General features: G+C 72.1%; 22 protein-coding genes. 13 read left to right on the forward strand and 9 right to left on the reverse strand.

Annotated elements, in window-relative coordinates; translation table 11 throughout:
* Positions 1-89: 89 nt before the first annotated feature.
* On the reverse strand, positions 90-2,321 hold the full coding sequence (locus ABZZ04_RS13930; RefSeq protein WP_356932424.1) for a family 16 glycoside hydrolase: 2,232 nt from the start codon (positions 2,319-2,321) through the stop codon (positions 90-92).
* Positions 2,318-4,810 carry a ThuA domain-containing protein gene (locus tag ABZZ04_RS13935; protein WP_356932425.1) on the reverse strand — a complete coding sequence of 831 codons (2,493 nt, stop codon included), beginning with the start codon at positions 4,808-4,810 and terminating at the stop codon, positions 2,318-2,320. Before ABZZ04_RS13935 ends, ABZZ04_RS13930 begins: the two co-directional genes overlap by 4 nt.
* Positions 4,811-5,025: 215 nt before the next feature.
* Between ABZZ04_RS13935 and ABZZ04_RS13940 the strand changes: the two genes are divergently transcribed.
* On the forward strand, positions 5,026-6,093 hold the full coding sequence (locus ABZZ04_RS13940; RefSeq protein ID WP_356932426.1) for a multicopper oxidase domain-containing protein: 1,068 nt from the start codon (positions 5,026-5,028) through the stop codon (positions 6,091-6,093).
* A 45-nt stretch (positions 6,094-6,138) separates the two neighbouring features.
* Here ABZZ04_RS13940 and ABZZ04_RS13945 read toward each other — a convergent pair whose 3' ends face one another.
* The 3 genes from ABZZ04_RS13945 to ABZZ04_RS13955 form a co-directional block, all read right to left on the reverse strand.
* The gene (locus ABZZ04_RS13945; RefSeq protein WP_356932427.1) at positions 6,139-7,884 is read right to left on the reverse strand and encodes a DUF4157 domain-containing protein; all 1,746 of its coding nucleotides are present in this window, start codon (positions 7,882-7,884) and stop codon (positions 6,139-6,141) included.
* A gap of 250 nt (positions 7,885-8,134) precedes the next feature.
* Positions 8,135-10,339 (reverse strand): DEAD/DEAH box helicase, encoded by a 2,205-nt coding sequence (locus ABZZ04_RS13950; RefSeq protein ID WP_356932428.1) that lies wholly within the window; start codon positions 10,337-10,339, stop codon positions 8,135-8,137.
* Positions 10,340-10,436: 97 nt separating this feature from the next.
* Positions 10,437-11,219, reverse strand: coding sequence for an IclR family transcriptional regulator (locus ABZZ04_RS13955; protein ID WP_356932429.1), 783 nt, complete (start codon positions 11,217-11,219; stop codon positions 10,437-10,439).
* A gap of 198 nt (positions 11,220-11,417) precedes the next feature.
* Here ABZZ04_RS13955 and ABZZ04_RS13960 point away from each other — a divergent pair, with 198 nt between their 5' ends.
* From ABZZ04_RS13960 to ABZZ04_RS14000, 9 genes are all read left to right on the forward strand, one after another.
* Positions 11,418-11,528 carry a putative leader peptide gene (locus tag ABZZ04_RS13960; protein ID WP_356932430.1) on the forward strand — a complete coding sequence of 37 codons (111 nt, stop codon included), beginning with the start codon at positions 11,418-11,420 and terminating at the stop codon, positions 11,526-11,528.
* 156 nt (positions 11,529-11,684) lie between these two features.
* Entirely contained in the window at positions 11,685-12,710 is a 1,026-nt protein-coding gene (locus ABZZ04_RS13965) for an ABC transporter substrate-binding protein (RefSeq protein WP_356932431.1), read from the forward strand.
* A gap of 13 nt (positions 12,711-12,723) precedes the next feature.
* Positions 12,724-13,737, forward strand: a complete 1,014-nt coding sequence (locus tag ABZZ04_RS13970) for an NrtA/SsuA/CpmA family ABC transporter substrate-binding protein (protein WP_356932432.1) — start codon at positions 12,724-12,726, stop codon at positions 13,735-13,737.
* Entirely contained in the window at positions 13,734-14,564 is an 831-nt protein-coding gene (locus ABZZ04_RS13975) for an ABC transporter permease (RefSeq protein ID WP_356932433.1), read from the forward strand. The genes ABZZ04_RS13970 and ABZZ04_RS13975 overlap by 4 nt, the downstream gene beginning before the upstream one ends.
* The gene (locus tag ABZZ04_RS13980; RefSeq protein ID WP_356932434.1) at positions 14,561-15,337 is read left to right on the forward strand and encodes an ABC transporter ATP-binding protein; all 777 of its coding nucleotides are present in this window, start codon (positions 14,561-14,563) and stop codon (positions 15,335-15,337) included. Before ABZZ04_RS13975 ends, ABZZ04_RS13980 begins: the two co-directional genes overlap by 4 nt.
* Positions 15,338-16,231, forward strand: coding sequence for an ABC transporter substrate-binding protein (locus ABZZ04_RS13985; RefSeq protein ID WP_356932435.1), 894 nt, complete (start codon positions 15,338-15,340; stop codon positions 16,229-16,231).
* A 4-nt stretch (positions 16,232-16,235) separates the two neighbouring features.
* Complete coding sequence (locus ABZZ04_RS13990; protein ID WP_356932436.1) at positions 16,236-17,309, forward strand: LLM class flavin-dependent oxidoreductase; 1,074 nt, start codon at positions 16,236-16,238, stop codon at positions 17,307-17,309.
* Between the two features lie 298 nt (positions 17,310-17,607).
* Entirely contained in the window at positions 17,608-17,862 is a 255-nt protein-coding gene (locus ABZZ04_RS13995) for a WhiB family transcriptional regulator (RefSeq protein WP_356932437.1), read from the forward strand.
* Between the two features lie 115 nt (positions 17,863-17,977).
* Entirely contained in the window at positions 17,978-18,478 is a 501-nt protein-coding gene (locus ABZZ04_RS14000; RefSeq protein WP_356932438.1) for a tetratricopeptide repeat protein, read from the forward strand.
* 56 nt (positions 18,479-18,534) lie between these two features.
* On the opposite strand, the gene ABZZ04_RS14005 is transcribed toward ABZZ04_RS14000, so the two are convergent.
* On the reverse strand, positions 18,535-19,509 hold the full coding sequence (locus ABZZ04_RS14005) for an acyl-ACP desaturase (RefSeq protein WP_356932439.1): 975 nt from the start codon (positions 19,507-19,509) through the stop codon (positions 18,535-18,537).
* 379 nt (positions 19,510-19,888) lie between these two features.
* On the reverse strand, positions 19,889-20,305 hold the full coding sequence (locus tag ABZZ04_RS14010) for an SsgA family sporulation/cell division regulator (protein WP_356932440.1): 417 nt from the start codon (positions 20,303-20,305) through the stop codon (positions 19,889-19,891).
* Positions 20,306-20,490: 185 nt separating this feature from the next.
* Here ABZZ04_RS14010 and ABZZ04_RS14015 point away from each other — a divergent pair, with 185 nt between their 5' ends.
* The gene (locus tag ABZZ04_RS14015; RefSeq protein ID WP_356932441.1) at positions 20,491-21,600 is read left to right on the forward strand and encodes an oxidoreductase; all 1,110 of its coding nucleotides are present in this window, start codon (positions 20,491-20,493) and stop codon (positions 21,598-21,600) included.
* Positions 21,601-21,656: 56 nt separating this feature from the next.
* On the opposite strand, the gene ABZZ04_RS14020 is transcribed toward ABZZ04_RS14015, so the two are convergent.
* A complete protein-coding gene (locus tag ABZZ04_RS14020) occupies positions 21,657-21,956 on the reverse strand; it encodes a YciI family protein (protein WP_356932442.1) in 300 nt (99 codons plus the stop codon).
* A gap of 83 nt (positions 21,957-22,039) precedes the next feature.
* On the opposite strand from ABZZ04_RS14020, the gene ABZZ04_RS14025 reads away from it, so the two are divergent.
* Positions 22,040-22,717 carry an endonuclease V gene (locus ABZZ04_RS14025; protein WP_356932443.1) on the forward strand — a complete coding sequence of 226 codons (678 nt, stop codon included), beginning with the start codon at positions 22,040-22,042 and terminating at the stop codon, positions 22,715-22,717.
* Positions 22,718-22,783: 66 nt separating this feature from the next.
* A complete protein-coding gene (locus ABZZ04_RS14030; protein WP_187438959.1) occupies positions 22,784-22,927 on the forward strand; it encodes a hypothetical protein in 144 nt (47 codons plus the stop codon).
* A gap of 34 nt (positions 22,928-22,961) precedes the next feature.
* Here the strand turns inward: ABZZ04_RS14030 and ABZZ04_RS14035 are convergent, their stop codons facing one another.
* Positions 22,962-24,056 carry a peptidoglycan-binding protein gene (locus ABZZ04_RS14035; RefSeq protein ID WP_356932444.1) on the reverse strand — a complete coding sequence of 365 codons (1,095 nt, stop codon included), beginning with the start codon at positions 24,054-24,056 and terminating at the stop codon, positions 22,962-22,964.
* Positions 24,057-24,200: the final 144 nt, after the last annotated feature.

Below are 24,200 nucleotides of genomic sequence, written 5' to 3' on the forward strand. Positions count from 1 at the left end.
TTTTTTTTTTCTGGCTGCCGGGGGCGGCGGGGTCGGCGGCGGGGGGCGGCCCCCGGCCCCCCGCCGACCCCCCCCCCCCCCGGTCCGGGCTACAGCTCCTTGATGCGGATGTCGCGGTACGAGACCACGTCCGTGGTGCCGTGCACCTGGAGACCGATGTGACCGGAGGCGTACCGCCGGCCGTCGGTGCCCGGGTCGTCGCCCCGCGGCGGCTCGAAGACCTGACCGCCGGTGTTGTCGAACTCGTTCAGCAGGACACCGTTGCGGTAGACCGAGTAGTGCTGGTCCACCACCCGGATCTCGTAGTCGTTCCAGGTGCCCTTGGGGGTGACCCCGGCACCGGCCAGACCGACCCGGTCGAAGCCGTAGACCGAACCGGTCTTGTACATGTCGCCGTCCGGCCGGTCGAGGATCTGCACCTCGTGGCCGTACTTGATGGCGACCCACTCCGGGCGGGACTCCTCCGGGTTGTCGTGGACGTCCGGGAAGCGGACGAACACCCCGCTGTTGGCATTGCCCGCGCCGGGGGCGTCGTCGCGCCACTGGAGCTTCAGCGAGAAGTCGCCGTACTGCCGGCCCGGGAACCAGAGCATGCCCATGCCCTCGACCGTGGTGGAGCTGGTGATCGTGCCGTCCGGGTTCAGCCCGAACTTCCCGCCGCCGACCTGCTGCCACCTGGCGAAGGACTCCGCCGTGCCGTCGAAGAGCTTCTTGTAGCCCTCGTCCTGGCCGGGCCTGCCGATCCCCGACTGCTTGGCCGCCCGGTAGATCTTCTTGTGCTCACGGGCGTCGATCACACCGGCCGCGAGCAGCTTGTCGAGGACCTTGTCGACGTGCTTGAGGAACAGCGCGTGCGACGACCAGTCCTTCTCGTCCTCGATCAGCTCGTTGATGGTGCAGCGGTTGCCGGTGACGCGGTTGGGGACCCCGGTGTCGATCGTGCCGACGATGACGGTGAGCCGCTCGTCGAACTCCGGGCAGTTCGGCGCCGGTACGCCGCCGCCCGCCACGACGGTGAACGACACCTGTCCGGCGACGGAGGTGTTTCCGGCCCTGTCCGTGGCCCGGTGGGCGACGGTGTGACGGCCGACGCGGTCGACGACGACGGTGGTGGTGTACGCGAGGTACGGGCCGCCGTCGAGCGAGTACTCGACCTTGTCCACGCCCGATTCGGTGTCGGTCGCGGTGACGGTCACCTCGGCACCGGCGATGTAGGCGCCGTCGGAGTTCCTGTCTCCCCCGACCTTCGCGGAGGTCTCCGGCGGGGTCTTGTCCTGCGTCGGCGGTGCGACGACGGTGAAGTCCACCGACTTCCCGGCCGCGGTGTTGCCCGCCCGGTCGGTGGCCCGGTAGCGGACCGTGTGCGTACCGGCCCCGTGCACCATCACGGGCGCGGTGTACGGCTGCCAGGCGCCGTCCGCCCCGACCGCGTACTCGATGGTGTTGACGCCGGAGCCGGTGTCGGACGCGGTCACGGTGACCGTCGCCATCCCCAGGTAGCGCCCCTGGTCGTCCTTCTCGCCGGACACCGTCGCCGAGGTCTCCGGCGGGGTCTTGTCGTCCGTGGGCGGCGCCACGACGGTGAAGCCGGTGGTTTTCTCCGCCGCGGTGTTGCCCGCCCGGTCGGTTGCCCGGTAGCGGACCGTGTGCGTACCGATCTCGTTCACCACGACCGGTGCGGTGTACGGCTGCCAGGCGCCGTCCGTGCCGAGCGCGTACTCGACGGTGTCCACGCCCGAACTGTCGTCGTCCGCCGAGACGGTGACCGTGGCCTGACCGATGTACGCGCCGTCGGTGTCCCTGTCGCCGTCCACCTTCGCGGAGGTCTCCGGCGCGGTGGTGTCCTCGCCGCCGCCCTCGGTCACGACGAGGATGCCCTGCATCGCCTCGTGGCCCGGCATGGTGCAGTGGTAGAAGTACCGGCCGGGCGTGAGCGTGACCTCGGCGGTGTGCCTGCCGCCCTGGTCGTCGCCCGGGTTGGCCAGGATGTTCAGCGTGACGTCGTCGTTGAACTCCGGGTCCGAGACGCTGAACGTGAGGGTGTGCGGCATCCCCGTGGTGTTGCCGGTGGCCGCGCTGTTCTCGAAGACGATGGTCGCCCTGCCCGCCACCGCGGTCCTCGGGGCGGACAGGTAACGGTCGATGGGGTCGCCCGCCGTCCAGGTGAGGACCTGATCGGCCGCCGTGCCGGCGGGGGTGGCCGTACGGCCGTACGCCGCCGTCGAGGTCAGCCCCAGCACCATCAGGAACGAACCCAGCAGGGCGAGCCACAACCGGGCGGGTCGGTACCGCCTCCGGGAGAGGACCGGACGATGTCTCACCGCACTGCCGCCTTCCTGGCCAGGTCACCGGCGGCCGGGGTGGGACCGCCGCCCTTGTACGTCACGCGCCACAGCGCGGACTTGGAATCGGAGGTGAAGAAGCCGCGCCCGTAGTCCAGGACGTACAGCGAACCGTCCGGGGCGAACTTCCAGTCCATCAGGTTGCGGATGCCGTCCGCCCCGACCGGGACGATCTTCCGCAGGGACTCGGCGTGCGTGGGCAGACCGCCCCTGCCGACCGTCCTCGGGTCGGTGAGCACGGCGTGCCGCGGCTGGTCGCCGTCGTAGAAGTCGCCGACGAACCACTTTCCGTCCCAGTACGCGGGCCACTTGTCGGGGCTGGTGCTCGCCGCGTCGTACCGGTAGACCGGGCCGTTCATGGTGGCCTGGCCGCCGCCCTTGAGCCACGGCAGCAGCTGCTTCTGCTCCTCGGGCTTGTAGCTCGGGATGCCGTCGGCGTCGCGCGGGTAGTCCACGCCGCCGCCCTGCGGCGAGTACCAGATGGTGTTGGAGGTGACCGGCGGCAGGTTCACCAGGCCGTCGTTGTTGGGCGACTCGTTCTTCGGGTGGTCGCAGTCGTACCAGCCGAGCGGCTCGGCGGGGTCCGGCAGATTGCGGTCCCGGTAGGGCTGCTTGTTGCCCATGCAGTACGGCCAGCCGTGGTTGCCCGCCTTCGTGATCGCGGCGAACGTGTCGTACTTGGCCGGGCCCCAGGTGGTGGACGGGGCGCCCGCGTCCGGGCCGACCCAGCCCGCGTACAGCGTGTCGGTCGACTTGTCGACGGAGATCCGGGCCGGGTTGCGCACGCCCATCACATAGATCTCGCCGCGGGTCTTTCCGCCGCCCTCGTCGGGCTCCTTCCCGGTGAAGAGATTGCCCTCGGGGAGCGTGTAGGTCCCGTCGTCCTCGGGGTGGATGCGCAGGATCTTCCCGTTGAGGTTGTTGGTGTTGCCCGCGGTGCGCCGGGCGTCGGCGAACGAGACGCCCTTGTGGTTGGGCTGCGGATTGTTCCCGGAGTAACCGCCGCTGAAGCCGGAGGAGTTGTTGTCACCGGTCGCGATGTACAGGTTGTCCTCGGAGTCCCAGGCCATCCCGCCGCCCGCGTGACAGCAGCTGTGCACCTGGACGGGCCAGTGCAGCAGCACCTTCTCCGAGGACGGGTCCAGCTCGTTCGTGGCGAGGTCCAGGGTGAAGCGGGAGACCTGGCGCACCGCCATCTGCTTGTCGCGGTCGAGCTTCGCGTGCGGGGTGTAGTGCAGGTACACCCAGCCGTTCCTCTCGAAGTCCGGGTCCAGCTCGATGCCGAGCAGCCCCTCCTCGACCTTGACCAGCTCGTCGCCGCCGCCCTTGTTGCCGAAGACCGTCAACTCGCCGGCGAGGGTGACCTCCTTGGTCCTCGGGTCGTAGACGTGGACCTGCCCCAGGCCCTTGCCGATGTCCGGGTCGTTCCAGTCGGTGACGACCGGCCTGCTGCTGTCGGCGCCGCCGCGCCCGATGTACAGCACGCGTCCGTCGGGGGCGGCGACCAGCCCGTGCGGCTCGCCGATCTGGTCGTTCCGCCCCGGCTGGTTGGGCCGGGTGACGCGCTCGGCCGCGTAGTTGGAGTCGATGGTGGCCTTGCAGTCGGCCTGCGAGAGCCGGGTGGTCCAGCTCAGCGCGCCGCGCAGATGGTCGCGGAAGTCGGTCTCCGCGAAGCTGTCGACGGTGCCGCCCATCGCCGTGTAGAAGGACCGGCCGCCGTCGTAGTCGCGGCACCAGGAGACCGGGTGGTCCCAGCCGTTGGCGCTCGCGCCCGGATCGTAGGTGATCTCGCGGACGCGCGCCACGGTGTGCACGTCGCCGGACGGGTTCTCCGCCCAGTTCAGCCACTTGTCGGGGCGCCTCCACTCCAGCGGCAGGTTCTTCGTCGCCGGGTGCTGCCGGTCGCCGACCTCGACCGTGGCGCGCTGCACGGAGGTTGGACCGTTCGCCGCCGGGCGGGCGCCGACCAGACCGGTGAACCAGTCCGAGTACGGCTCGGTCCGCGCCGCGTCGTGGATGCCGAGGAAGCCGCCGCCCGCCTCCATGTACGCCTCCAGGCCGGCCTCCTGCTCCGGATCGAGGACGTCGCCGCCGCCGGTCAGGAAGACGACGGCGTTGTACCGGCCGAGCTTCTTGCCGTCGGTGAAGACGGCGGGATCGTCGGTGGCGACGGTCCGGAACCGGCCGGCCTCCGGACCGGTGAGCCCGATCCGCTCGATCGCCGCGATACCGGCGTCGACGGTCGGGGACTCCTCGGTGGCGGAGGCGTGGAACACCAGCACCCTGACATCGGCGCCGCCCGGCGGCGACGGCAGGGACAACGTTGTCGCCATGGAGCCGGGCGGCTCCGGATAGGGCCTGGCGTCGGCCTGGCCGGCGCCGAGCAGGGAAGCGGTCAGGGCGACTGCCGAAAGGCCGACGACGAGTCCGCGTCGCGATCTGGACCGGTGATGTGGTGTGTGCTGCATGTGGTCACCCACCCCTCTTTGGTCACTGCAACAGCGGATGAAGCTAGACCTCTTTTCGTGGTCCGCCAATAGCTATGGCGGCAATTGCACGAACTTTGTCCTGGGTGTGGATGAACGAGGATTCCCCGGCTACGGTGTGGGCCGTCCGAAGGCCCGTCCTCGGCTTCACCGATCCGCGGGTTCCTCAACATCCTTGGCACAGTGGGGAGTTCGGCATGGACAGAAGGAGTTTCAACCGGAGGGTGCTGGTCGGCGGGGGAGTCGCGGCGGCGACCGGCCTGACATCGTTGTCCCTCGGCTCGATAGAGTCCGCCTCGGCCGAGTCCGTGCCGAGGACCGCCCCGGCGGGCGGCGAGGTGCGCCATCTCAGGCTGTACGCCGAGAAGTTGGCGGACGGCCGGATGGGCTACGGCCTGGAGAAGGGGAAGGCGACCGTCCCGGGACCGCTCATCGAGATCAACGAGGGCGACACCCTGCACATCGAGTTCGAGAACACCATGGACGTACCGGTCAGCCTGCACGCGCACGGCGTCGACTACGACATCGCGAGCGACGGCACCCGGATGAACCGGAGCGTCGTCGAACCCGGCGGCACCCGCACCCACACCTGGCGCACCCACGCCCCCGGCAGGCGCAAGGACGGCACCTGGCGGCCGGGCAGCGCGGGCTACTGGCACTACCACGACCACGCCGTCGGCACGGACCACGGCACCGGCGGCATCCGCAAGGGCCTCTACGGCCCGCTCGTCGTCCGGCGCAAGGGCGACCTCCTGCCGGACAGGACGATCACGATCGTCTTCAACGACATGACGATCAACAACGAACCGGCCGACCGGAGCCCGAACTTCGAGGCCACGGTGGGCGACCGGCTCGAAGTGGTCATGATCACGCACGGCGAGTACTACCACACGTTCCACATCCACGGTCATCGCTGGGCGGACAACCGGACCGGCCTGCTCACCGGCCCCGACGACCCGAGCCGGATCATCGACACGAAGATCGTCGGTCCGGCGGACTCCTTCGGCTTCCAGATCATCGCGGGCGAACACGTGGGCGCCGGGGCCTGGATGTACCACTGCCATGTGCAGAGCCACTCCGACATGGGCATGGCCGGACTGTTGCTCGTCGCCAAACCGGACGGCACCGTGCCGGGCCACGAGCCGCACGGTGCGTCGGCCCACCGCACGGCCGCGCGCGACGGGACGCCGCACGGCGAGGGCGCGCACGACAAGGCTTCGCACGGCGAGGGCGCGCACGGCGGGGCGGCTTCGGGCGCCCGGTGACCGGGGCGGGGCACGGGCGCGGGAGCGGAGCCGGGCGGGGTGGCGCTACACCGAGAACCTCCTGTCGGCGTTGCGCTTGACGAACTCGCCGGCCAGCTTGTCGACCACTTTTCCGTGCAGGGGGTCGAAGGAGCCGATCTCCCCTTCCAGGGTTCCCAGTTGGGCGTGGTCCGTCGCCTTGATGTGGAGGTGGATCCTGTCGGCGAAGGGAGTGTTCGGGATGGGATCGGCGACGAACCTCGCCCAGAACCGGGTGGGGTCGTGCTGGGCCCACTGGAGAATCATGTTCTCCCACGGGATCATGGCCGAATTGGCCGCGTACAGGCCCGGCACGAGATTCCCGCCCGCGGTCGCGCCGCCGAGTTGCGCACCCCGCACGTGCAGCCACTCCCAGTTCTGGTCCATGGGCAGTCGGTGCCCGAGGAAATGATTGGCACAGGCGGCTGCCGCGAGCGCGTTCCAGTTCCCCATGGCGGCGTCCTGCCCCGATCCGCGGTCCACGGCCCGGAACTCCGTCCCGGCGACCCAGCCGGTGTCCCGGGTCGGTTCGGGAAGGGCGTCGAAGGCGGCTCTGACCTGCCGTCCCGTGTCGCTGTTCGGGTCCAGGCCGAAGAACTCGTCGTCCCCCATGCTCTCCTTGCCCATACGGATCCGGTGCGTGAGCTTCCGTTCCTGCGTCACCCGCGAGGAGTAGAGGACCGCGCGCCTGCCGTCCGGGCTCTCGTACGCGTAGGTGTTGCCGGTGTCCTCGTGGAGCGCGTCGGCCGCGCTTTGGAGCTGGTCGATCCTGACGCGGTGGAACTCGACCTTCGCGTACTGCTCGTGCTCCTCGACGGGAATGCCGAGAAGCAGGAGGGCGTCGCTCCGTGAGGAGACGTTGGCCGCGACGAGAACGCCGTCCGGGTCCGGGAGGCGGGAGCCGCCGCCGGTCTGCCAGATGGCGGGTCCGTTCCTGCTGACGAAGTTCGCGAGTCCCCTGCGTTCCCTGTCCGAGAAGTCGTTGTCCAGATCGACGTGCGTGAGCGCGTTGGCGGCGGAGTCGTAGAAGAACACGTTCCCCAGCGCGTGCAGATGCTGGGCCGGAGGGGTGTTCGGGGCCTGCGCGGCCACCTGCCGGAACCGGTCGATGGCGTTGTGGCCCACGAACAGGGGCCGGGACTTCAGGTGGTAGAGGTAGGCGTAGTCGGGGGTCTCGTCGTCGGTGTCCTTGTAGACGCGCCTGCCGTGGTCGGACAGGCGCATGATCCGCTGGACCGGGGCGGCACCGGATCGCTGCGGACCGCCGGAACCCCCGGTCGGAGCGGCCGGGCGGGGCATGGCACCCGACATGGCCCGTCGCGCGTTCGCCTCCGCCTCCCGCTCGAAGCGGTCAAAGGGGTCGCTGACGCGCAGTCCGTCGCCGTTGTCCGTACCCGCCACCGGACCGTTGCGCTGCTGGATGACATGGGTCAGCTCATGGGCGAGGGTGTGCCGGTCCGCGCCGCCGTGACCGATGACCACGTGGTTGCCGGAGGTGTAGGCGCGGGCACCGACCTCGGCGGCCGACGCGCGTGCGGCCCGGTCGGTGTGGATGCGCACGTCGGAGAAGTCGGCACCGAGCCGGGCCTCCATGTCGGTACGGGTCGCCTCGTCCATGGGGCGGCCGCCGGAGCGCAGCACGTCGTGGACGGCGGAACGCTGCACCGGGGATTCGGCGGGATCGGCGGGGGCGTGGGCCGCCCGCTGGAGCATGCGGACCACCTCGGCGTTCCCGACGGCGGCCTGGAGGTCGAGGAGGGATCCGGGAGACATGACGGCGGGGTCGGGCCCGGACGCTTCGGTGTTCCGGGCGGGGACGGCGGTGGGGCGGCCCGGGTCGTGGGCCTTGGCGGAATCGTGCGGGCGCATGGCGGACCGTTTCGGTAGACAGGGGCTACCCCTCGTGGATACCTCCCGGACGGGCCGGACCACGAGGTACGCCGGGGCACAGTCGCATGTCCAAAAGGGGCGCGGTCGCACGGTCGGCCGGTCACCCCGCCGTGCCCCCGCGGGCCCGGCGCGGTCAGTTCTCCGACGCCGTCCCGGCCGTGTCGGCGGCCAGGCGCAGTTGTTCCTCCTCGACGATGCGCCGGGCCAGCGCGCCGTCCGACACGTCCACGGCGTCCGGCGTCGTCTCGGCGACGTCGCTGCGCCGGGCGTACATGTCGAACAGCCGCTCCTTGCGGGCCAGGATGTCCAGCATCCGTTCGTCGACGCTGTCGGTCGCCAGGAGCCGGTGCACCCGGACGGTCCGTATCTGCCCCATCCGGTGGGCACGGGCCACCGCCTGGTGCTCCATGGTCGGTTTGATCTGCGGTTCGCAGAGGATGACCACCGACGCCGCCTGCATGTTCAGCCCGACCCCGCCGGCCTGGATCTGGCTCAGCAGCACGGCGTGGCCGTCCACGGCGGCGAAGTCGTCGATCAGCCCCTGTCGCCGGGCGGCCGGGACGTTTCCCGACAGCGGGCCGAACACCGGGGATTCCAGGGCCTGCCCGACGGTGAGGAGCACCTCGCGGAAGTACGAGAACACCACCACCTTGAGCCCGTTGTCGGCGGCCTCGGCCACCAGCTCGCGCAACCGGTTCAGCTTCGCCGACGTGGCGGGCCGGGCGTACGCGGCCCGGCGCATCCGCATGAACTGCCCGGCGCCCACGGCCTCGCGGTAGGCGGCGAGGTCCTCCGGGCTGAACTCCTCCCACTCGTCGACCTGCACCACCGCCGGGAGTTCGGCCAGCACGTCCTCCTGGTTGCGCCGCAGATAGGCCGGGGCGACCGCCCTGCGGAACGCGAGCGAACCGGCCGCCCCGTGGGTGGTGCGGATCGAGGGCGCCAGTTCGGGCTGGAGGTGGCGGACGAGGCTGCGGAACTCCTCGACCCGGTTCTCCATGGGCGTACCGGTCAGGAACAGCACCCGGTCGGTGCGCTGCGTCCAGCCGGAGACCGCCCGGGAGCGCCGGGTCTCGGGATTCTTGACGTAATGGGCCTCGTCGACCACCAGCATCCCGGGCCGTATGCCGCAGTCCCGGGCGTCCGGCAGGGTGTGCAGGGCGTCGAACGTGGTGAGCGCGACCCCGCCGGCGCGGCGCCACTCGTCGAATGCGCCCTGCCGTTCGGGGCCGTGCACCGGCAGGGTGTGCAGGGTGGAACGGGCCCGGACCTCACGCGCCCAGTTGATCAGCACGCTCGCCGGGCAGACCACCAGGAAGTGCGTCTCGCCCCGCGCCGAGAGGTGCGCGAGCGCGGCGATGGCCTGGACGGTCTTCCCCAGCCCCATCTCGTCGCCGATGATCACCCGCTTCTGCGTGAGCGCGAACCGGGCGCCGAACGACTGGTAACCGCGCAGGGAGACCCGCAGCCGGGCGTCGTCCAGCCGCAGATCGCGCACCCGGTCCGCCATCGCGGACGGGAGGAACCCCTCGGCCGCGTCCCGGTCGGGCCCGGTGCCCGACAGTTCGGCGATCAGGCTGTAGTACTCGGCGGACCGCAGCTCGAAGTCCACCCACGCCGCGACGTCCGACTCCGCTTCCCGCAGCAGATCCACCGAGACCTGCCCGAACAGCGCCGGGAGCTCGCGCCCGGCCGCCTCGGAGACGGCCTCCCGCACCCCGACCACGGCCTCCACGACCCGGGAGCGGGCCTGCCGCCGGGCGAACAGCATGCGCAACCGCCCCCCGGCCGGTGCCGCCTCGGTCAGCAGGGGTTCCAGGCGCCCGACGAGCCGGCCCGCCGCGTCCACCGCGCGGCGGACCTCGGGACCGGCCTCGACCAGCCGGTGCAACGCGATGACCAGCGCGGTCGTGGCCTCGTCCGGGGCGTCCACGTCCAGCCGGACCGTGACCGTGTCCCGCACCGCGTGGGCGATCTGCCCGGCGGCGGCCAGCGCCTGGTCGGCGGTCTGCGCACCGACCCCGGGGATCTGGCGCAGCTCGTAGCGGCTCGCCCCGTGCACCAGGCCGACGGTGGTGAGACCGGCCTGCTCGATCGCGCCGATCCGCAGCCTGCCCTCGGTGACGTCCTTGAGCCGGGAGACGGGGATGGCGGCGAGCTCCCGGCCGACCAGGGAGTCGACCAGCGGATTCAGCGCGGCACGCACGGCGTCCACGGCGCGGGTGTGGTCGGCGAGCACGGCGCGTGCGGTCTCCAGCAGCCGCCCGGCCCGCACCAGCAGCTCCCGGGCGGCCCTCCCCGTGGGCGCGTCGACCCCGGTCGGTCCGGCCTCTGTCATGTACGTCCCTCTGTCCGCGCGGCCCGGCCGCCGTCCTGCCCGGCACCCGCCCCGGCCGGTTCATATCGTGCCACGCGGTACCGACAGGGCCGCCGGCTCAGGGCGCGGGCGGGCGGCGTTGTGCCGGGGAGAGCAGCAGCACCTCCAGGGCGCGGGCGCAGGAACGGGCCTGCGCCAGGAACCAGTCGGTGCGTCCGTCCGTGATCACGGACGGCGTGGCCCGGACCGCCAGGGCGAAGCGGGCGTGCCCCGCACCGTCCAGCACCGGCACCGCCAGGGTCCGCACCCCGTGGGCCGACTCGCCGTCGTTGAGCGCGTAGGCGTCGGCCCGCACCCTCGCCAACTCCGCCTCCAGCACCGCGGGTTCGACGATCGTGCGGTCAGTGAAGGCGGGCAGCGGGGGAAGCGAGAAGGGACCGCCCTCGCCCGGCCGGGCCCAGGCCAGCAGGACCTTGCCGAGCGCGGTGGAGTGCAGCGGCCTGCGCAGCCCCACCTTCGGGGTGACCGAACCCCCCGCGACGATCACCGCGTGGGGACCGCTGCGCAGCGCCAGGTCCGCCGTGGCACCGGTGCGCTCGGCGAGATCGCTCAGTTCGGGGGCGGCCAGATGCAGACCGCGCTGGTGGTACGAGAGCCGGCCCAGCTCGGTCACGGCGGGGCCCAGCCGGTAGCGGGACGTGCGCACGTCCTGCTCCAGGAAGCCCGCGCCGAGCAGGGTGCGGGCCAGGCGGTGCGCCGTGGAGGCGGAGAGGCCGAGGCGGCGGGCGAGGTCGGAGGCGCTGAGGTCGGGGCCGTTGTCGTGGAAACAGTGCAGGACGTCCAGGGCGCGCCGGACCGCCTGCGCTCCACCGGGCGCGCGCACTGCCGCGGCCTCGGTCATATCGGTTCACTCTCCGCTCGTGAGGGGGTGGCAGGGGGATCGGGTTGCCACACTACGGGAGCCGGAGAGCCGGGAAACCGCCCGGTGAAACACTGTGTTCACACCGAATCCCACATCATGGGAAGCGAGTTGTGCGGCGGTCGCGGGGCGTGGCAGTGTGCAGCACGTCAGCACCGACGAGCAGAAGGGAGCAGTGCCATGGCCGGCCGCCGGACCGCGACCCCCGCCCACGCCGCTCCGTCCCTGCTCGCCCTGACACTGCGCCGCCACATCGATCTGGCACGGGTCTCCAGCGCCGCCTGTCGCTGACCTCCTTCGCGTTCCCCCTTTTTTCCTCCTGGCGTTTCCCCCCCGCCCTCCGTCGCGCCGCGGCGCGACGCGGGGCCCTCGGCCGTACCCGGTGCCCACATCCCGGCGTACGGGCCACCACTCATCCGCTTCGCCGACCTCCGGGAAGACACCCCCATGACGTATGCCGTCCTGCCCAGGACGCTCTGGTTCACCCGCTGCCCCGTACCCACCGCCACCGGCATCGCCGCCGACCGGAACTGGCTCGCCGAGGAGTTCGCCCGCGACGGCATCACGGTGCGCTCCCTCCAGGACGCCGCACCCGGCGCCGACCGGGCCGCCCACTTCACCCACGCCCTGCCGGGCCTCTTCCGCGAAGGCGGCAACGTCCCCGCCCTGTGGGCCCGTTCACGCGGGGAACGGACCCGGCTGATCGGCCTCACCTGGATCGAGGAACGGCAGACCGTACTCGTCGCACCCGGCTCCGGCATCCGGGGCACCGAGGCCCTGCGCGGGCTCCGGCTCGCCGCCCCGGCGCACGACATCGCGATCGACTTCTGGCGGGCCATGGCGCTGCGCGGCTTCGAGGGCGCGCTCGCCGCCGCCGGACTCGGGCCGGACGACGCCGAGTTCGTGGACGTCCCCGCCGCCGCGCACGAGGGCCAGTGGGCCGCCGAACTGGCGGCGCTGCGCCGCGGCGACGTCGACGCCGTGTACGTGAAGGGAGCACTGGCCGTCGAGGCCGCGCGGCGGGCCGGCGCGGAGGTGGCCGTCGAACTCGACGAACTGGCCGACCCCCGGTTCCGGATCAACAACGGGACCCCGCGCCCCATCACCGTCCACCAGGAACTCCTCGACCACAGCCCCGACCTCGTCGACCGCTTCCTCGCCGTCCTGCTCAGGGCCGCCGACTGGGCCGCCGGACAGCCCGGCGAGGTCGCCCGCATCCTCGGCGCCGAGACCGGGGCGGGGGCCGACGGGGTCGCCGGGGCCTACCGGCCGGGCACCCACCGCACCCTCCGCCCCGACCTCTCCCCGGACCGCCTCGCCCTCCTCGCCGAACAGGAGGCGGGGCTGCGCGCCCACGGCTTCCTGCCCGAACCCGTCGACGTCACCGCCTGGGCCGACCCCGAACCGCTGCGCCGCGCCGCCGCCCTGTCCACCGCCCCGCCCGTACCCCGCCCGTCCGATCCCGAGCTGTGAGGACCCCCGCCCCATGAACACCCCCCGATCACCACGCAGGACCATCGCCCCCGCGCTCCTCACGGCCACCGCACTGCTCGCCCTCACCGCCTGCGGCACCTCCGAGGCCGACAGCGGCTCCGACGCCGGGAAAACGGTCGAGATCCGCATCCCCGACCCCGGCAACTCCGGGGTGCTCGCCCTCGGCAAGAAGGACGGCAGCCTCGACGAGGCGCTCGCGAAGGTCGGCGCCGAGGTGCGCTGGACCGGCAGCGCCGGACCCTTCGCCCCGGCCGCCCAGGCGATGAACGCCGACCAGCTCGACATCGCCACCGGCTCCATCACCTCCGGCATCACCTCGCTCGCCCAGCGCCCCGGCTTCAAGTTCTTCACCGCGACCGCCCCGGACGCGGCGGGCGAGGGCATCCTCGTCAAGAACGGCTCCGGCATCACCTCGGTCGAGGACCTGGTCGGGAAGAGGGTCGCCGTCAACCAGGGCGGCACCGGCGAGTACCTGCTGCTGAAGGCGCTCGCGAAAGCCGGCATCCCCGCCGACGAGGTCGAGCGGGTCCATCTGCGCCCCGACCAGACGGCCGCCGTCTTCAACGCCGGCAAGGTCGACGCCTGGGCGGTGTGGGCGACGTACGCCGTGGCCGAGATCGGCAGCGGCAGGGCCCACTTCGTCGCCGACGGCGCCGCGATCGGCTCCGACAACTACAGCCTCAACGCCGTGCGCACCGAATTCGCCGAACGGCACCCCGAGATCGTCAAGGCGCTCTACCGCTACCTCCACGAGGCCAGCGCCGAGGAGAAGCGGGACCCGGCCGCGTACCTCAACGTCTTCACGGACGTCGGCCCGACCGCCGTCACCGGCAGGGCGAAGGAGGTCCAGACCCGCTTCACCCGCCAGGGCGGCACGGTCGACCCCATCGGCCCCGAGGACGTCGAACGCTTCGAGGCCGTCGCCGACTTCTACGCCGAGCAGAAGGTCACCAGGGACAAGGTCGACGTCGCCGCCCACCTCCTCGACATCGAGAAGCTGAAATGAGCGAGACCGCCCCGCCCCCCGGCCTCGTCCGACCGCGGCCCCGGCGGTACCGGGCCCGTGGCCGGGCCTATTCCACGACCGTCCGGGCAGCCGGCCCGTTCGCCCTCCTCGCCCTGTGGTGGGCGGCGTCCGCCACCGGACTGCTCACCCCCGACGTGCTCGCCTCGCCCGCCGAAGTACTGCGCGCGGTGGGCGAGTTGTGGGGCAACGGACAACTGCCGGACGCGCTCACCACCTCCCTCACCCGCTCCGGACTCGGCCTCCTCATCGGGCTCGCCGCCGGACTGACCCTCGGCATCACCACCGGATTCACCCGCCTCGGGGACGAACTGCTCGACTCCTCCGTCCAGACCCTGCGCACCATCCCGTTCCTCTCCCTGGTGCCCCTGTTCATGGTCTGGTTCGGCATCAACGAGACCGCGAAGATCCTCCTCATCGCCGTCGCCACCACCTTCCCCATGTACGTGTCGACGACCAGCGGGGTGCGCGACACCGACCCCAAACTCATCGAGGCCATGCGCAGTTTCGGCATGGGCCGCCTCGCCCTCGTGCGCCAGGTCGTCCTGCCCGGCGCCCTGCCCTCCCTGCTCGCCGGACTGCGGCTCTCCATGACGCTCAGCGTCATCGCCCTGATCGCCGCCGAGGAGATCAACGCCACCGCGGGCATCGGCTACCTGATGTCCCAGGCGCAGAGTTACGCCCGCACCGACGTCCTCGCCGTCTGCATCCTCGTCTACGGACTGCTCGGACTCACCGCCGACGTCGTCGTACGGCTCCTGGAGCGCGTACTGATGCCCTGGCGCACCCCACAGGGAGCCACCCGATGACCGCTCCGACCCCGCGCACCACCGCGGTACGGGTACGGGGACTGCGCCGCGTCTTCGGCGACCGCGCCGTCCTCGACGACCTGCGACTCGACATCGCCCGCGGCGAGTTCGTCGCCCTGCTCGGCGCCAGCGGGAGCGGCAAGACGACCCTGCTGCGCATCCTGGGCGCGCTCGACGCGGCCGACGGGGGCGAGGTGCTCGTCCCCCGGGCCCGCACCGTCGTCTTCCAGGAACCCCGCCTCGTACCCTCGAAGAAGGTCCTCGCCAACGTGACCGTGGCCCTGCCGCGCGACAGGGCCGGGGACGGGCTGCGGGCCCTGGCCGAGGTCGGCCTGGAACGGCACGCCGACGCCTGGCCCGGCACCCTCTCCGGCGGCGAGGCGCAACGGGTCGCCCTCGCCCGCGCCCTGGTCCGCGAACCCGAACTGCTGCTCCTGGACGAGCCGTTCGCCGCGCTCGACGCCCTGACCCGGCTGCGGATGCAGGACCTGGTGGGGGAGCTGTGCCGCAAGCACCGGCCCGCCGTCCTCCTCGTCACCCACGACGTCGACGAGGCGATCCGCCTCGCCGACCGGGTCGCCGTCCTGCGAGGCGGCCGGCTCGTCACCGACGAACCGGTCGCCGTCGACCGGCCGCGCGACCCCGGCGACCCCGCCTTCGCGGCCCTGCGCCGCCGCCTCCTCGAAGACCTCGGGGTGGGGCCCGCCGCGCCTCCCGAAACGGCCCCGAACCCCGTCGAAGCCCCCGAACGTACCGAAGTCGGAGTAATCTGAATGACCATCACCATCGGTGTGCACAGCAGCAACCCGTCCCTCTACCACCTGTACCACCTCTCCCGCCTCGGCCTCGCCCGGGAGGAACTGGCCCCGCTCGGCGAGAGCGTCGTCTTCCACCCGTACACCGACGGCGTCCGCACCGGCGAACTCCTCAGCCGCGGCGTCATCGACTTCGGCGGCACCGGCTCCACCCCGCCCGTCACCGCCCAGGCGGCCGGACACGACATCGTCTACACCGCGGTGTCCGCCCCGCGCCCCGGACACGGCGCGCTCCTCGTCCCCGAGGACAGCCCCGCACGCACCGTCGCCGACCTCAAGGGCACCACCGTCCACCTCGCCGTCGGCTCCTGGCAGACCCACCTGATCGCCAAGGCGCTCGACGACGCGGGACTCTCCTACGCCGACGACATCACCGCGGTCCGCAGCGGCGACGACAGCGAGGAACTGCTGCGCACCGGAGCCATCGCCGCCTGGGTGGCCCAGGGCGACCGGCTGGCCGCCGCCCGCCGCACCGGCGGACTGCGCACCCTGATCCGCACCGGCGACGTCATCACCGACCGCTCCGTCTTCTTCACCCGCCGCGACCTGGCCGAGAACCGCCCCGAAATCGTCGAGGCGCTCACCCGGGCCCTGCAGCGCGCCGACGACTGGGCGGCGGCCCACCCCCGGCAGGCCGCCGGGATCGCCGCCGCCGACCTCGGCGGATCCGCCGACGACTGGGAGACCGCGCTGCGCGCCCTGCCGTGGAGGATCGAACCCGTCACCGACGCCTTCATCGCCGAACAGCAGGAAGCGGCCGACATCTTCCACCGCACCGGCTTCATCGAACGTCCCGTCACCGTCGCCCAGGCCCTGGCCGGTGCCGGTACCGGCGCGGACCGGGCGGCGTGACGACATGGCGACCGAAGTCCTCTGGTACGTCATCCCGCGCGAAGGCGCCTACCCCTGGGAACCCGAGGGACGCCGCCCGGTCGACCTCGGCTACCTCGCCCAGCTCGCCGGCACGGTCGAACGCCTCGGCTACAGCGGCGCGCTGCTCGCCACCGACCTGTACGACGTCTGGCCGCTCGGCAGCGCGCTGGCCGCCTCCACCAGCACCGCGTTCAAGCCGCTGCTGGCCGTCCACCCCGGCCTGATCTCGCCCACCCTGCTCGCCAAGATGGCCCTCAGCTTCGACACCCTCTTCGGCGGCCGGCTGCGGTTCAACGTCGTCAACGGCTCGACGAAGGCCCTCCAGGAGTACGGGCTGCACGTGGAGCACGACGAGCGGTACGAACTGAGCGCCGAGTACTGGTCGATCGTGAAGCGGCTCACCGCCGGTGAGGTCTTCGACCACAAGGGCCGCTTCTACGACCTGAAGAACGCCGGTGCCTCCTTCGGTGACCTGAAACCGGTCCAGGAGTCACACGTCCCGCTGTGGTTCGGCGGCTCGTCCGACCCCGGCATCGAGATGGCGGCCGAGCACGTCGACACCTTCCTGACCTGGGGCGAACCCCCGCACCTGCTCAAGGAGAAGCTGGCGCGGGTCAGGGCGCGGGCCGCCGCACACGGCCGCACGCTCAGGATCGGGCTCCGCCTCCACCTCATCGTCCGGGACACGGAGGACGAGGCGTGGGCGGCGGCCGACCGGCTCCTCGACGTCACCAGCGACGCCACGTACGCCCGTCAGCTGGGCGGCCGGGCCGGGGAGGACGGCGTGGGCTGGCAGCGCCAGTTCCGCCAGCACGGCGGCAGGGTCCCGGCGCGCGCGCGGGAACTGGAGGAACACCCCAACCTGTGGCCGGGCATGAGTCTGTTCCGGCCGGGCCCCGGCACGGCCGTCGTCGGCTCGACGGCCCAGGTCGTCGAACGCCTCAAGGAGTTCGAGGACCTGGGCGTCGACACCTTCATCCTCTCCGGCAACCCGCTGCTGGAGGAGGCGTACCGGGTGGCGGAGACGGTGCTCCCCGCCCTGGGCGTCACGCGCTGACCGGCCGGGGGCGGGACACCGGAACGTGCCCCGCCCCCTCGATGGCCGGACCGGGGCGTGTGCACCCTTCCGGGACTCCCGGACGTTCTGCTGCCCCTGTGCCCGGAGTGGCGGGGTTGCGCGCACGGGGTGGCCCGGTGGCAGACTGATGCCCGGGTCGACGGAGCGGCGGAGAACACGGCCGGTTCCGTACCGCAGGGGCGGTATCCGGACCTCGCGGAGTCGGCCGAAACGTGTCGGCGCGCCGCATTGATGAAGCGTTGATCGGTTGTTTATCGCGACCGGGCACGGTGGTCCCATGCTGATCAACACCGCGGCCGACACCGCACTCGCCTGGCAGGAGACAGCACTGTGCGCCCAGGCGGGGCCCGAGTTCTTCTTCCCCGCCCCCGGCAGCTCCACCCGCGAGGCCAAGCAGCTCTGCAACGCCTGCGAGGGGCGGCTGGAGTGCCTGGAATACGCCCTCGCCAACGACGAACGGTTCGGCGTGTGGGGCGGGCTCTCCGAGAAGGAGCGGGAGCGGCTGCGCAGAACCGGTCGCGGCCGGGCCTGAGACCGGGCCCGCCGGCCGGCGCGCCCGCCCCGGGGGGACACGGCCCGTCGGCATCGGAGCGGACCCGTTCCGGCCCCGCCCCGGACGGCCACCGCCGGCCTGGCACGATGTCCGCATGACGGATCAGGACAGAAACGCACTGCTCGCCGCAGCCGTACGGCTGCGCACCGAGGGGCACAAGGAAGAGGCCAGGCAGCAGCTGCTGTCCCTCTCCGCCGCCTTCCCGGCCGATGCCGAGGTGGCGTACCAGACCGCATGGGCCCACGACGTGCTCGGCCTGGAGGCCGAGGCGGTGTCGTTCTACGAACGCTCGCTGGAGGGCACCGGGCTGTCGGAGGAGGAGCACCGGGGCGCACTGCTCGGCCTCGGGAGCACCTACCGCGTGCTCGGCCGGTACGAGGACGCAGTCGGGCTCCTGCGCGGCGGTCTCGAACGGTTCCCCGACCACGGGGCGATGCGGACGTTCCTCGCCATGGCCCTCTTCAACACCGGCGAGCACCACGAAGCCGTGCGACTGCTGCTGGAACTGCTCGCGACGAGCAGCGACGACCCGTACGTACAGCGGTACCGGGCGGCGATCGAGTACTACGCGCAGGATCTGCACGCCACGATGTGAGCCCGGACGGACCCGCCTCCGCCGGGGGAGACGGGTCCGTGGCCGTTCCGGAGGGGTCAGGCCATGGCGCGCGCGGCCATGCGCGCCTTGCGGGCCGCCAGCTTCTCGTCGAACTTCGCGGCCTCGGAGTCCAGGCCGCCCATGTACAGACCCAGTTCCTCCTGCGCCTTCAGGCCCTCGGGGCCGAGGCCGTCGATGTCGAGGACCTTCAGGTAGCGCAGCACGGGCTGGATCACGTCGTCGTGGTGGATGCGCATGTTGTAGATCTCGCCGATCGCCATCTGCGCGGCGGCCCGCTCGAAGCCGGGCATGCCGTGACCGGGCATCCGGAAGTTGACGACGACGTCGCGCACGGCCTGCATCGTCAGGTCGGGGGCCAGTTCGAAGGCCGCACCGAGGAGGTTGCGGTAGAAGACCATGTGCAGGTTCTCGTCGGTCGCGATGCGCGCCAGCATGCGGTCGCAGACCGGGTCGCCCGACTGGTGGCCGGTGTTGCGGTGCGAGACGCGGGTGGCGAGCTCCTGGAAGGCGACGTACGCCACGGAATGCAGCATCGAGTGGCGGTTGTCGGACTCGAAGCCGTCCGACATGTGCGCCATCCGGAACTGCTCCAGCTTGTCCGGGTCGACGGCGCGCGAGGTGAGCAGGTAGTCGCGCATCACGATGCCGTGCCTGCCCTCCTCGGCGGTCCAGCGGTGCACCCAGGTGCCCCAGGCGCCGTCACGGCCGAAGAGGGAGGCGATCTCGTGGTGGTAGCTGGGGAGGTTGTCCTCGGTCAGCAGGTTCACCACCAGCGCGATCTTGCCGATGTCGGTGACCTTGGACTGGTCGGCCTGCCACGCCTCGCCGTCCTCGAAGACGCCCGGGAAGTTCCGCCCGTCGGAGAACGGCACGTACTCGTGGGGCATCCAGTCCTTGGCGACCTTGAGATGACGGTTGAGCTCCTTCTCCACCACCTCTTCCAGGGCGTACAGCAGCTGGGCGTCGGTCCACGCCTTCGGACTGCCGAGGTGGGGAGCGGTGATCGTCACGGGGAACTCCTGGGGACGGGAGGATTACCTACGGACACGTAGGTTACGAGACCGTAGGTTAAAGCGGAGGTAAGCCCAGATCCAAGTCGGCCTCCGGGGAAGCCGGTAACGCAATGTCATGGATGCAGGTGGGTGCGGGGTTGGCAGCTTCATGAAGGCATGCCCGGCAGTCGGCCCCAGGGTGCTTATGTGCCGATTTATCCGTCCCGCGACGGTTGACGGCGGGAGCGGAGCGGAACCGGCGATGAGGTCGGGGACGAGGCTGGATTCGAGGTCGGGGCCGAATGGAGAGGCCCCGGCGGCCGGGGCGGGGTGCCCGGCCGTCGGGGCCGTCGGACTCAGGGGCGGGCGGGTTCCGCCGGTCCCGTGGGGCGCGGTGTCAGTGGGACCCGCCGAGCAGGTCGGCCAGACCCCGGTCGAGATCCAGGAACCGGTGCTCGTCGCCGACCGGGACCGTCTTCTGCGCCCGGTCGAGGAAACGGCGCAGCTCCGCCGTGCGCACGTGCACCATCGCGATGCCTTCCTCGGCGTGGAACTCCAGTACCGTGCGCTCGTATCCGAACGGCCGGATGCGTACGTCCCCGACGCCGGCCGCCGCGTCGATGCCCGCGGCCAGCAGCTCGCGGGAGAACTCCCAGGAGACCTCGGTCCCCTCCAGGGTCGCCGGGGCGGGGAACGCCATGCGCACGGCGAACGGATCGCTCGGGTCGTACTGCAGGGTGGCGGGAAGGGTCTCCATCCGCGGTGCGGACGCGACCATGCGGGCCTGCACGGACTGCTCGATGACGGTGGACAAGACCTGCTCCCTTTCTCGGCCGGACGAACGGCTGCCGGTACTGATGAAGACGAAGGAACCCCCCTGTCCGTGCACCGGGGGACGGCGTGAGTTGCATCACCGCGTGCCGGCGCACCCGATCGCCTGCCCACTTCGCGGCGGCTCACCCTGGACGGGCCGCGACGGGTGGGCTAGCTTCCAGCGCCATGAGTGTCATGGGGAAGAAGAGACGACTGATGTCATGGGGGCTCTGTGTGGCGGCGCTGACCGCGACACTGGCCACACCGGCGACCGCGGCGACGCCGCGTGAGCAGCACCGGCCGGGCGAACGGCCGACCTGGACGCTCACCGACACCGGCACCGACGCCCGGTTCCGCGGTCTCGCCGCTGTCAGCCGTCGCACCGCCTGGGTCGCGGGCTCCAAGGGCACGGTGCTGCGCACCGTGGACGGCGGCCGCAACTGGCGCGACGTGTCCCCCGCGGGGGCGGCCGAGGAGGAGCTGGAGTTCCGCGACATCGAGGCGTTCGACGCCCGGCGCGCGGTGGCCCTGGCCATCGGCGAGGGGGAGGCGTCCAGGGTGTTCCGCACGGACGACGGGGGCGCGACCTGGACGGAGTCGTTCCGCAACACCGACGCCCGTGCCTTCTACGACTGCCTCACCTTCTTCGACAGCCGGAACGGGCTCGCGATGAGCGACCCGGTGGACGGGAAGTACCGCATCCTGTCGACCGCGGACGGCGGCCGGAGCTGGCGGGTCCTGCCCACCGAGGGCATGCCGGAGGCGCAGGCCGGTGAGGCCGGGTTCGCCGCCAGCGGCCAGTGCCTGGTCTCGTCGGGGCCCCGTGACGTCTGGCTCGCGACCGGGGGCGCCGCCACCGCGAGGGTGCTGCACTCCGCGGACCGCGGACTGACCTGGACCGCGTCCACGTCGACGATCCCGGCCGGTGACCCGGCGCGCGGCGTCTTCGGGCTGGCCTTCCGCGACCGGCACCACGGCATCGCGGTCGGCGGCGACTACCGGGCGGGCGAGGCGTCGCCGGACGCCGCTGCGGTGACGGGTGACGCAGGCCGCACCTGGCGCCGGTCCACGACCCCGCCGACCGCCTACCGCTCGGGCGTCGCCTGGCTGCCGCACAGCCGGTCGGCCGCGCTGGCGGTCGGCCCGACGGGCACCGACCTCACCCTGGACGGCGGCCGAACCTGGCGCACGGTCGACACGGGGTCGTACGACACCGTCGACTGCACCCCGGACGGCGGCTGCTGGGCCGCGGGCGAGAAGGGGCGCGTGGCACACGCGGGGCGCCACGGCCACTGATCCGTTGATCGGTGAAGGCGGGCGGCCGCTCGGTGCCGCCCGCCGGGCCGCAGTGCTCAGCCGGGCAACTGCTGGCGGTACGGGGCGAGTTCGTCCGAGGTCTTCGTCGCGATGAACTCGGTGACGCGGTACGCGCACACGCCCTCGACCACGAACGGGTCCGCCGAGGTGATCTCCTCGATCCGGGCGCGGTCGTCCCCGACGGCCAGGATCACCCCGCCGTCGCGGGGGTTCTTGCGGCCCGACGCGATGAACACCCCCGCCGCGTAGTGCGCGTCCAGCCAGGCCACATGGTCCTGGAGCAGCGCGTCGACGCGTTCGACGGGGGCGGTGTAGGTCAGTTCGAGTACAAACATGATCGCCAGGCTACGGGACGGTCCCTGCGGAACGGGGGCGCGTCGTCCGGCCCCCGCGGCCGGCTCCTAGACTCGACCGCATCATGACGACTTTCCCGATGCCCGCCGACGAGGCCGAGGCGCGAGCCATCCAGGAGACCCTGCGCGCCCGGATGGTGCTCGACGAACCCGGACCGCCGCCCGGCACGGGCCGGGTCACCGGTGTCGACGTGGCCTACGACGACGAACGCGACGTCGTCGTCGCGGCGGCGGTCGTCCTCGACGGGGCGACGTCCGAGGTGCTCGCCGAGACCACCGCAGCCGGCCGGATCACCTTCCCGTACGTCCCCGGGCTCCTCGCCTTCCGGGAGATACCGACCGTGCTCGCGGCGCTCGAATCCCTGCCGGTCGACCCCGGGCTCGTGATCTGCGACGGATACGGCCTGGCGCACCCGCGCCGCTTCGGCCTCGCCAGCCACCTCGGGGTGCTCACCGGACTCCCGGCCATCGGTGTCGCCAAGAACCCGTTCACCTTCTCGTACGAGCAGCCGGGGCCCCGCCGCGGCGACTGGTCGCCGTTGCTCGACGGCGAGGAGGAGGTGGGCCGGGCCCTGCGCACCCAGGACGGCGTCAAACCCGTCTTCGTCTCCGTCGGACACCGCACCGGCATCGACAACGCGTGCGCCCACACCCTGCGGCTGGCCCGGGACTTCCGTCAGCCGGAAACCACCCGCAGGGCCGACGCCCTGTGCCGGAAGGCCCTGCGGGAAGCGACGGGCTGAGTACCCGTACCGGCTGAGTACGGGTACGGATGATGTTTGTCGGTCCCGACCGGCAGACTGGTACGCATGAACGAACATCGAACACCCATGGGCCCCGGGACCGTCTACCTCGCTCAGCGCCGGGTCGCGGTGGGGATGACGCTCGGCATCGTCGCGGGAGTGGTCTGGGCCGTCTCGATGGTCTGCACGCTGGTGTCCTGGATGCTCTGACCCCCGGGGGCGACCGCTGCGCCCTCCCGCCCGGTCACTTGTGCTGGTCCGGTCCCTGGGCGTTGAGCAGCGCGCGCCAGGTGTCCTCGTCCCCGACGCCCGTCACCGGCAGGTTCCGGGACGACTGGAACTCCTTCAACGAGCGCATGGTCGACGGGGTGTAGGCACCGGTGCTGTCGGTCGGCACCCCGGCGTGGTGCAGCAGGTACTGCACCGCCGTGACGGCCTCCGGTTCCTTCGTGCCCGAGTCGATCGCCACGATCAGCAACGGCCAGGTGTCCTTCCCGACCTTGCCGTCCGGGGTCAGTCCGTGCGCGGACTGGAACTTCTTCACGGCCTCCGCGGTGGCGGGACCGTAGTCGGCGTCCACCTTCACGTCGTGACCGTGCGCCCGCAGCAGCAACTGCACCGTACGGGCCTTCCAGAGCACGTTGCCCTTGCGGGCCAGGGGCCAGGCCGTGCCCTGTGACGGACGGTCCGTCACCTCCGCCGTCGTCCTGGCGTCGTCCCGGCCCGGGGCCGGCACCGCCCACCACGCCAGACCGCCGAACACCAGCAGGAGCAGCGCCGAGACGGCCAGGGTCGGGAACGCGACGGGGAATCGGTCCCACCGCCGGGCCCCGGGACCGGGGTCGCCGGCCGACCCGACGGGGGCGGGCACCTCGGCCACGGCCGTTCCCGTCCCGGCCGTCACGGGCCCGGTGGTACCTCCCGCGCCGGAACCGGCGGACGTCGCGGCCTCCTTCGCACCGGCCGCCGCGGACCCGGCGGTCCTCGCCGCACCGCTCCCCGCCGACCGGCCGGGCGGTTGCGCGACCGCGGTGCGCCTGCGGCCCGGCGCGGCCCCGGCCGCCGCCTCCGCCAGGGCGCACGCCCGGACCAGGTCGTCGGCCGGGGCCCGCAGCACCGTGTGCAGCTGCTCGACGACCCTGCGCGGCGCGTTGGAGGAGTGGGACGGGTTCAGATAGCGCGACAGGGTGGTCTGGTCGATCCCCAGCCGCTTGGCGAGGGACTGCTGGGTGGGTTTCTCGCGGCCGTCGCGCGCCGACGACTCCCACCAGTTCCTCAGTAACTCCGCGAGAGCTCGCCCCGGATGCGGCCCGTGGCCCGCCACAGTGTTGTCCGTCATCGTGCCTTCCCGACTTTCCGTGTGCATAGCCGCAGGTCAACGCCGTGCATCGGGAGCGTGCATAGGCGCATCGACCCGCGGGACGCAGATCGTAGTGAAAGCGCCGTCGCGTGCTGCACAGTTGAGGAGCGGCCGGCCCGAGAG

The organism is Streptomyces sp. NPDC006435 (assembly GCF_040612315.1).
In the GTDB taxonomy this organism is placed as follows: domain Bacteria; phylum Actinomycetota; class Actinomycetes; order Streptomycetales; family Streptomycetaceae; genus Streptomyces.

Excerpts from the sequence above, each read along its gene's own strand:
- ABZZ04_RS14030 (WP_187438959.1), top strand. The coding sequence starts at position 22,784 with ATGAACGAACATCGAACACCCATGGGCCCCGGGACCGTCTACCTCGCT.
- ABZZ04_RS13940 (WP_356932426.1), top strand. The coding sequence starts at position 5,026 with ATGGACAGAAGGAGTTTCAACCGGAGGGTGCTGGTCGGCGGGGGAGTC.
- ABZZ04_RS14035 (WP_356932444.1), bottom strand. The coding sequence starts at position 24,056 with ATGACGGACAACACTGTGGCGGGCCACGGGCCGCATCCGGGGCGAGCT.
- ABZZ04_RS13935 (WP_356932425.1), bottom strand. The coding sequence starts at position 4,810 with ATGCAGCACACACCACATCACCGGTCCAGATCGCGACGCGGACTCGTC.
- ABZZ04_RS13955 (WP_356932429.1), bottom strand. The coding sequence starts at position 11,219 with ATGACCGAGGCCGCGGCAGTGCGCGCGCCCGGTGGAGCGCAGGCGGTC.
- ABZZ04_RS13985 (WP_356932435.1), top strand. The coding sequence starts at position 15,338 with ATGACCATCACCATCGGTGTGCACAGCAGCAACCCGTCCCTCTACCAC.
- ABZZ04_RS13980 (WP_356932434.1), top strand. The coding sequence starts at position 14,561 with ATGACCGCTCCGACCCCGCGCACCACCGCGGTACGGGTACGGGGACTG.
- ABZZ04_RS13945 (WP_356932427.1), bottom strand. The coding sequence starts at position 7,884 with ATGTCTCCCGGATCCCTCCTCGACCTCCAGGCCGCCGTCGGGAACGCC.
- ABZZ04_RS13995 (WP_356932437.1), top strand. The coding sequence starts at position 17,608 with ATGCTGATCAACACCGCGGCCGACACCGCACTCGCCTGGCAGGAGACA.
- ABZZ04_RS14015 (WP_356932441.1), top strand. The coding sequence starts at position 20,491 with ATGAGTGTCATGGGGAAGAAGAGACGACTGATGTCATGGGGGCTCTGT.
- ABZZ04_RS13975 (WP_356932433.1), top strand. The coding sequence starts at position 13,734 with ATGAGCGAGACCGCCCCGCCCCCCGGCCTCGTCCGACCGCGGCCCCGG.
- ABZZ04_RS14020 (WP_356932442.1), bottom strand. The coding sequence starts at position 21,956 with ATGTTTGTACTCGAACTGACCTACACCGCCCCCGTCGAACGCGTCGAC.
- ABZZ04_RS13950 (WP_356932428.1), bottom strand. The coding sequence starts at position 10,339 with ATGACAGAGGCCGGACCGACCGGGGTCGACGCGCCCACGGGGAGGGCC.
- ABZZ04_RS13960 (WP_356932430.1), top strand. The coding sequence starts at position 11,418 with ATGGCCGGCCGCCGGACCGCGACCCCCGCCCACGCCGCTCCGTCCCTG.
- ABZZ04_RS13990 (WP_356932436.1), top strand. The coding sequence starts at position 16,236 with ATGGCGACCGAAGTCCTCTGGTACGTCATCCCGCGCGAAGGCGCCTAC.
- ABZZ04_RS14000 (WP_356932438.1), top strand. The coding sequence starts at position 17,978 with ATGACGGATCAGGACAGAAACGCACTGCTCGCCGCAGCCGTACGGCTG.
- ABZZ04_RS13965 (WP_356932431.1), top strand. The coding sequence starts at position 11,685 with ATGACGTATGCCGTCCTGCCCAGGACGCTCTGGTTCACCCGCTGCCCC.
- ABZZ04_RS14025 (WP_356932443.1), top strand. The coding sequence starts at position 22,040 with ATGACGACTTTCCCGATGCCCGCCGACGAGGCCGAGGCGCGAGCCATC.
- ABZZ04_RS13970 (WP_356932432.1), top strand. The coding sequence starts at position 12,724 with ATGAACACCCCCCGATCACCACGCAGGACCATCGCCCCCGCGCTCCTC.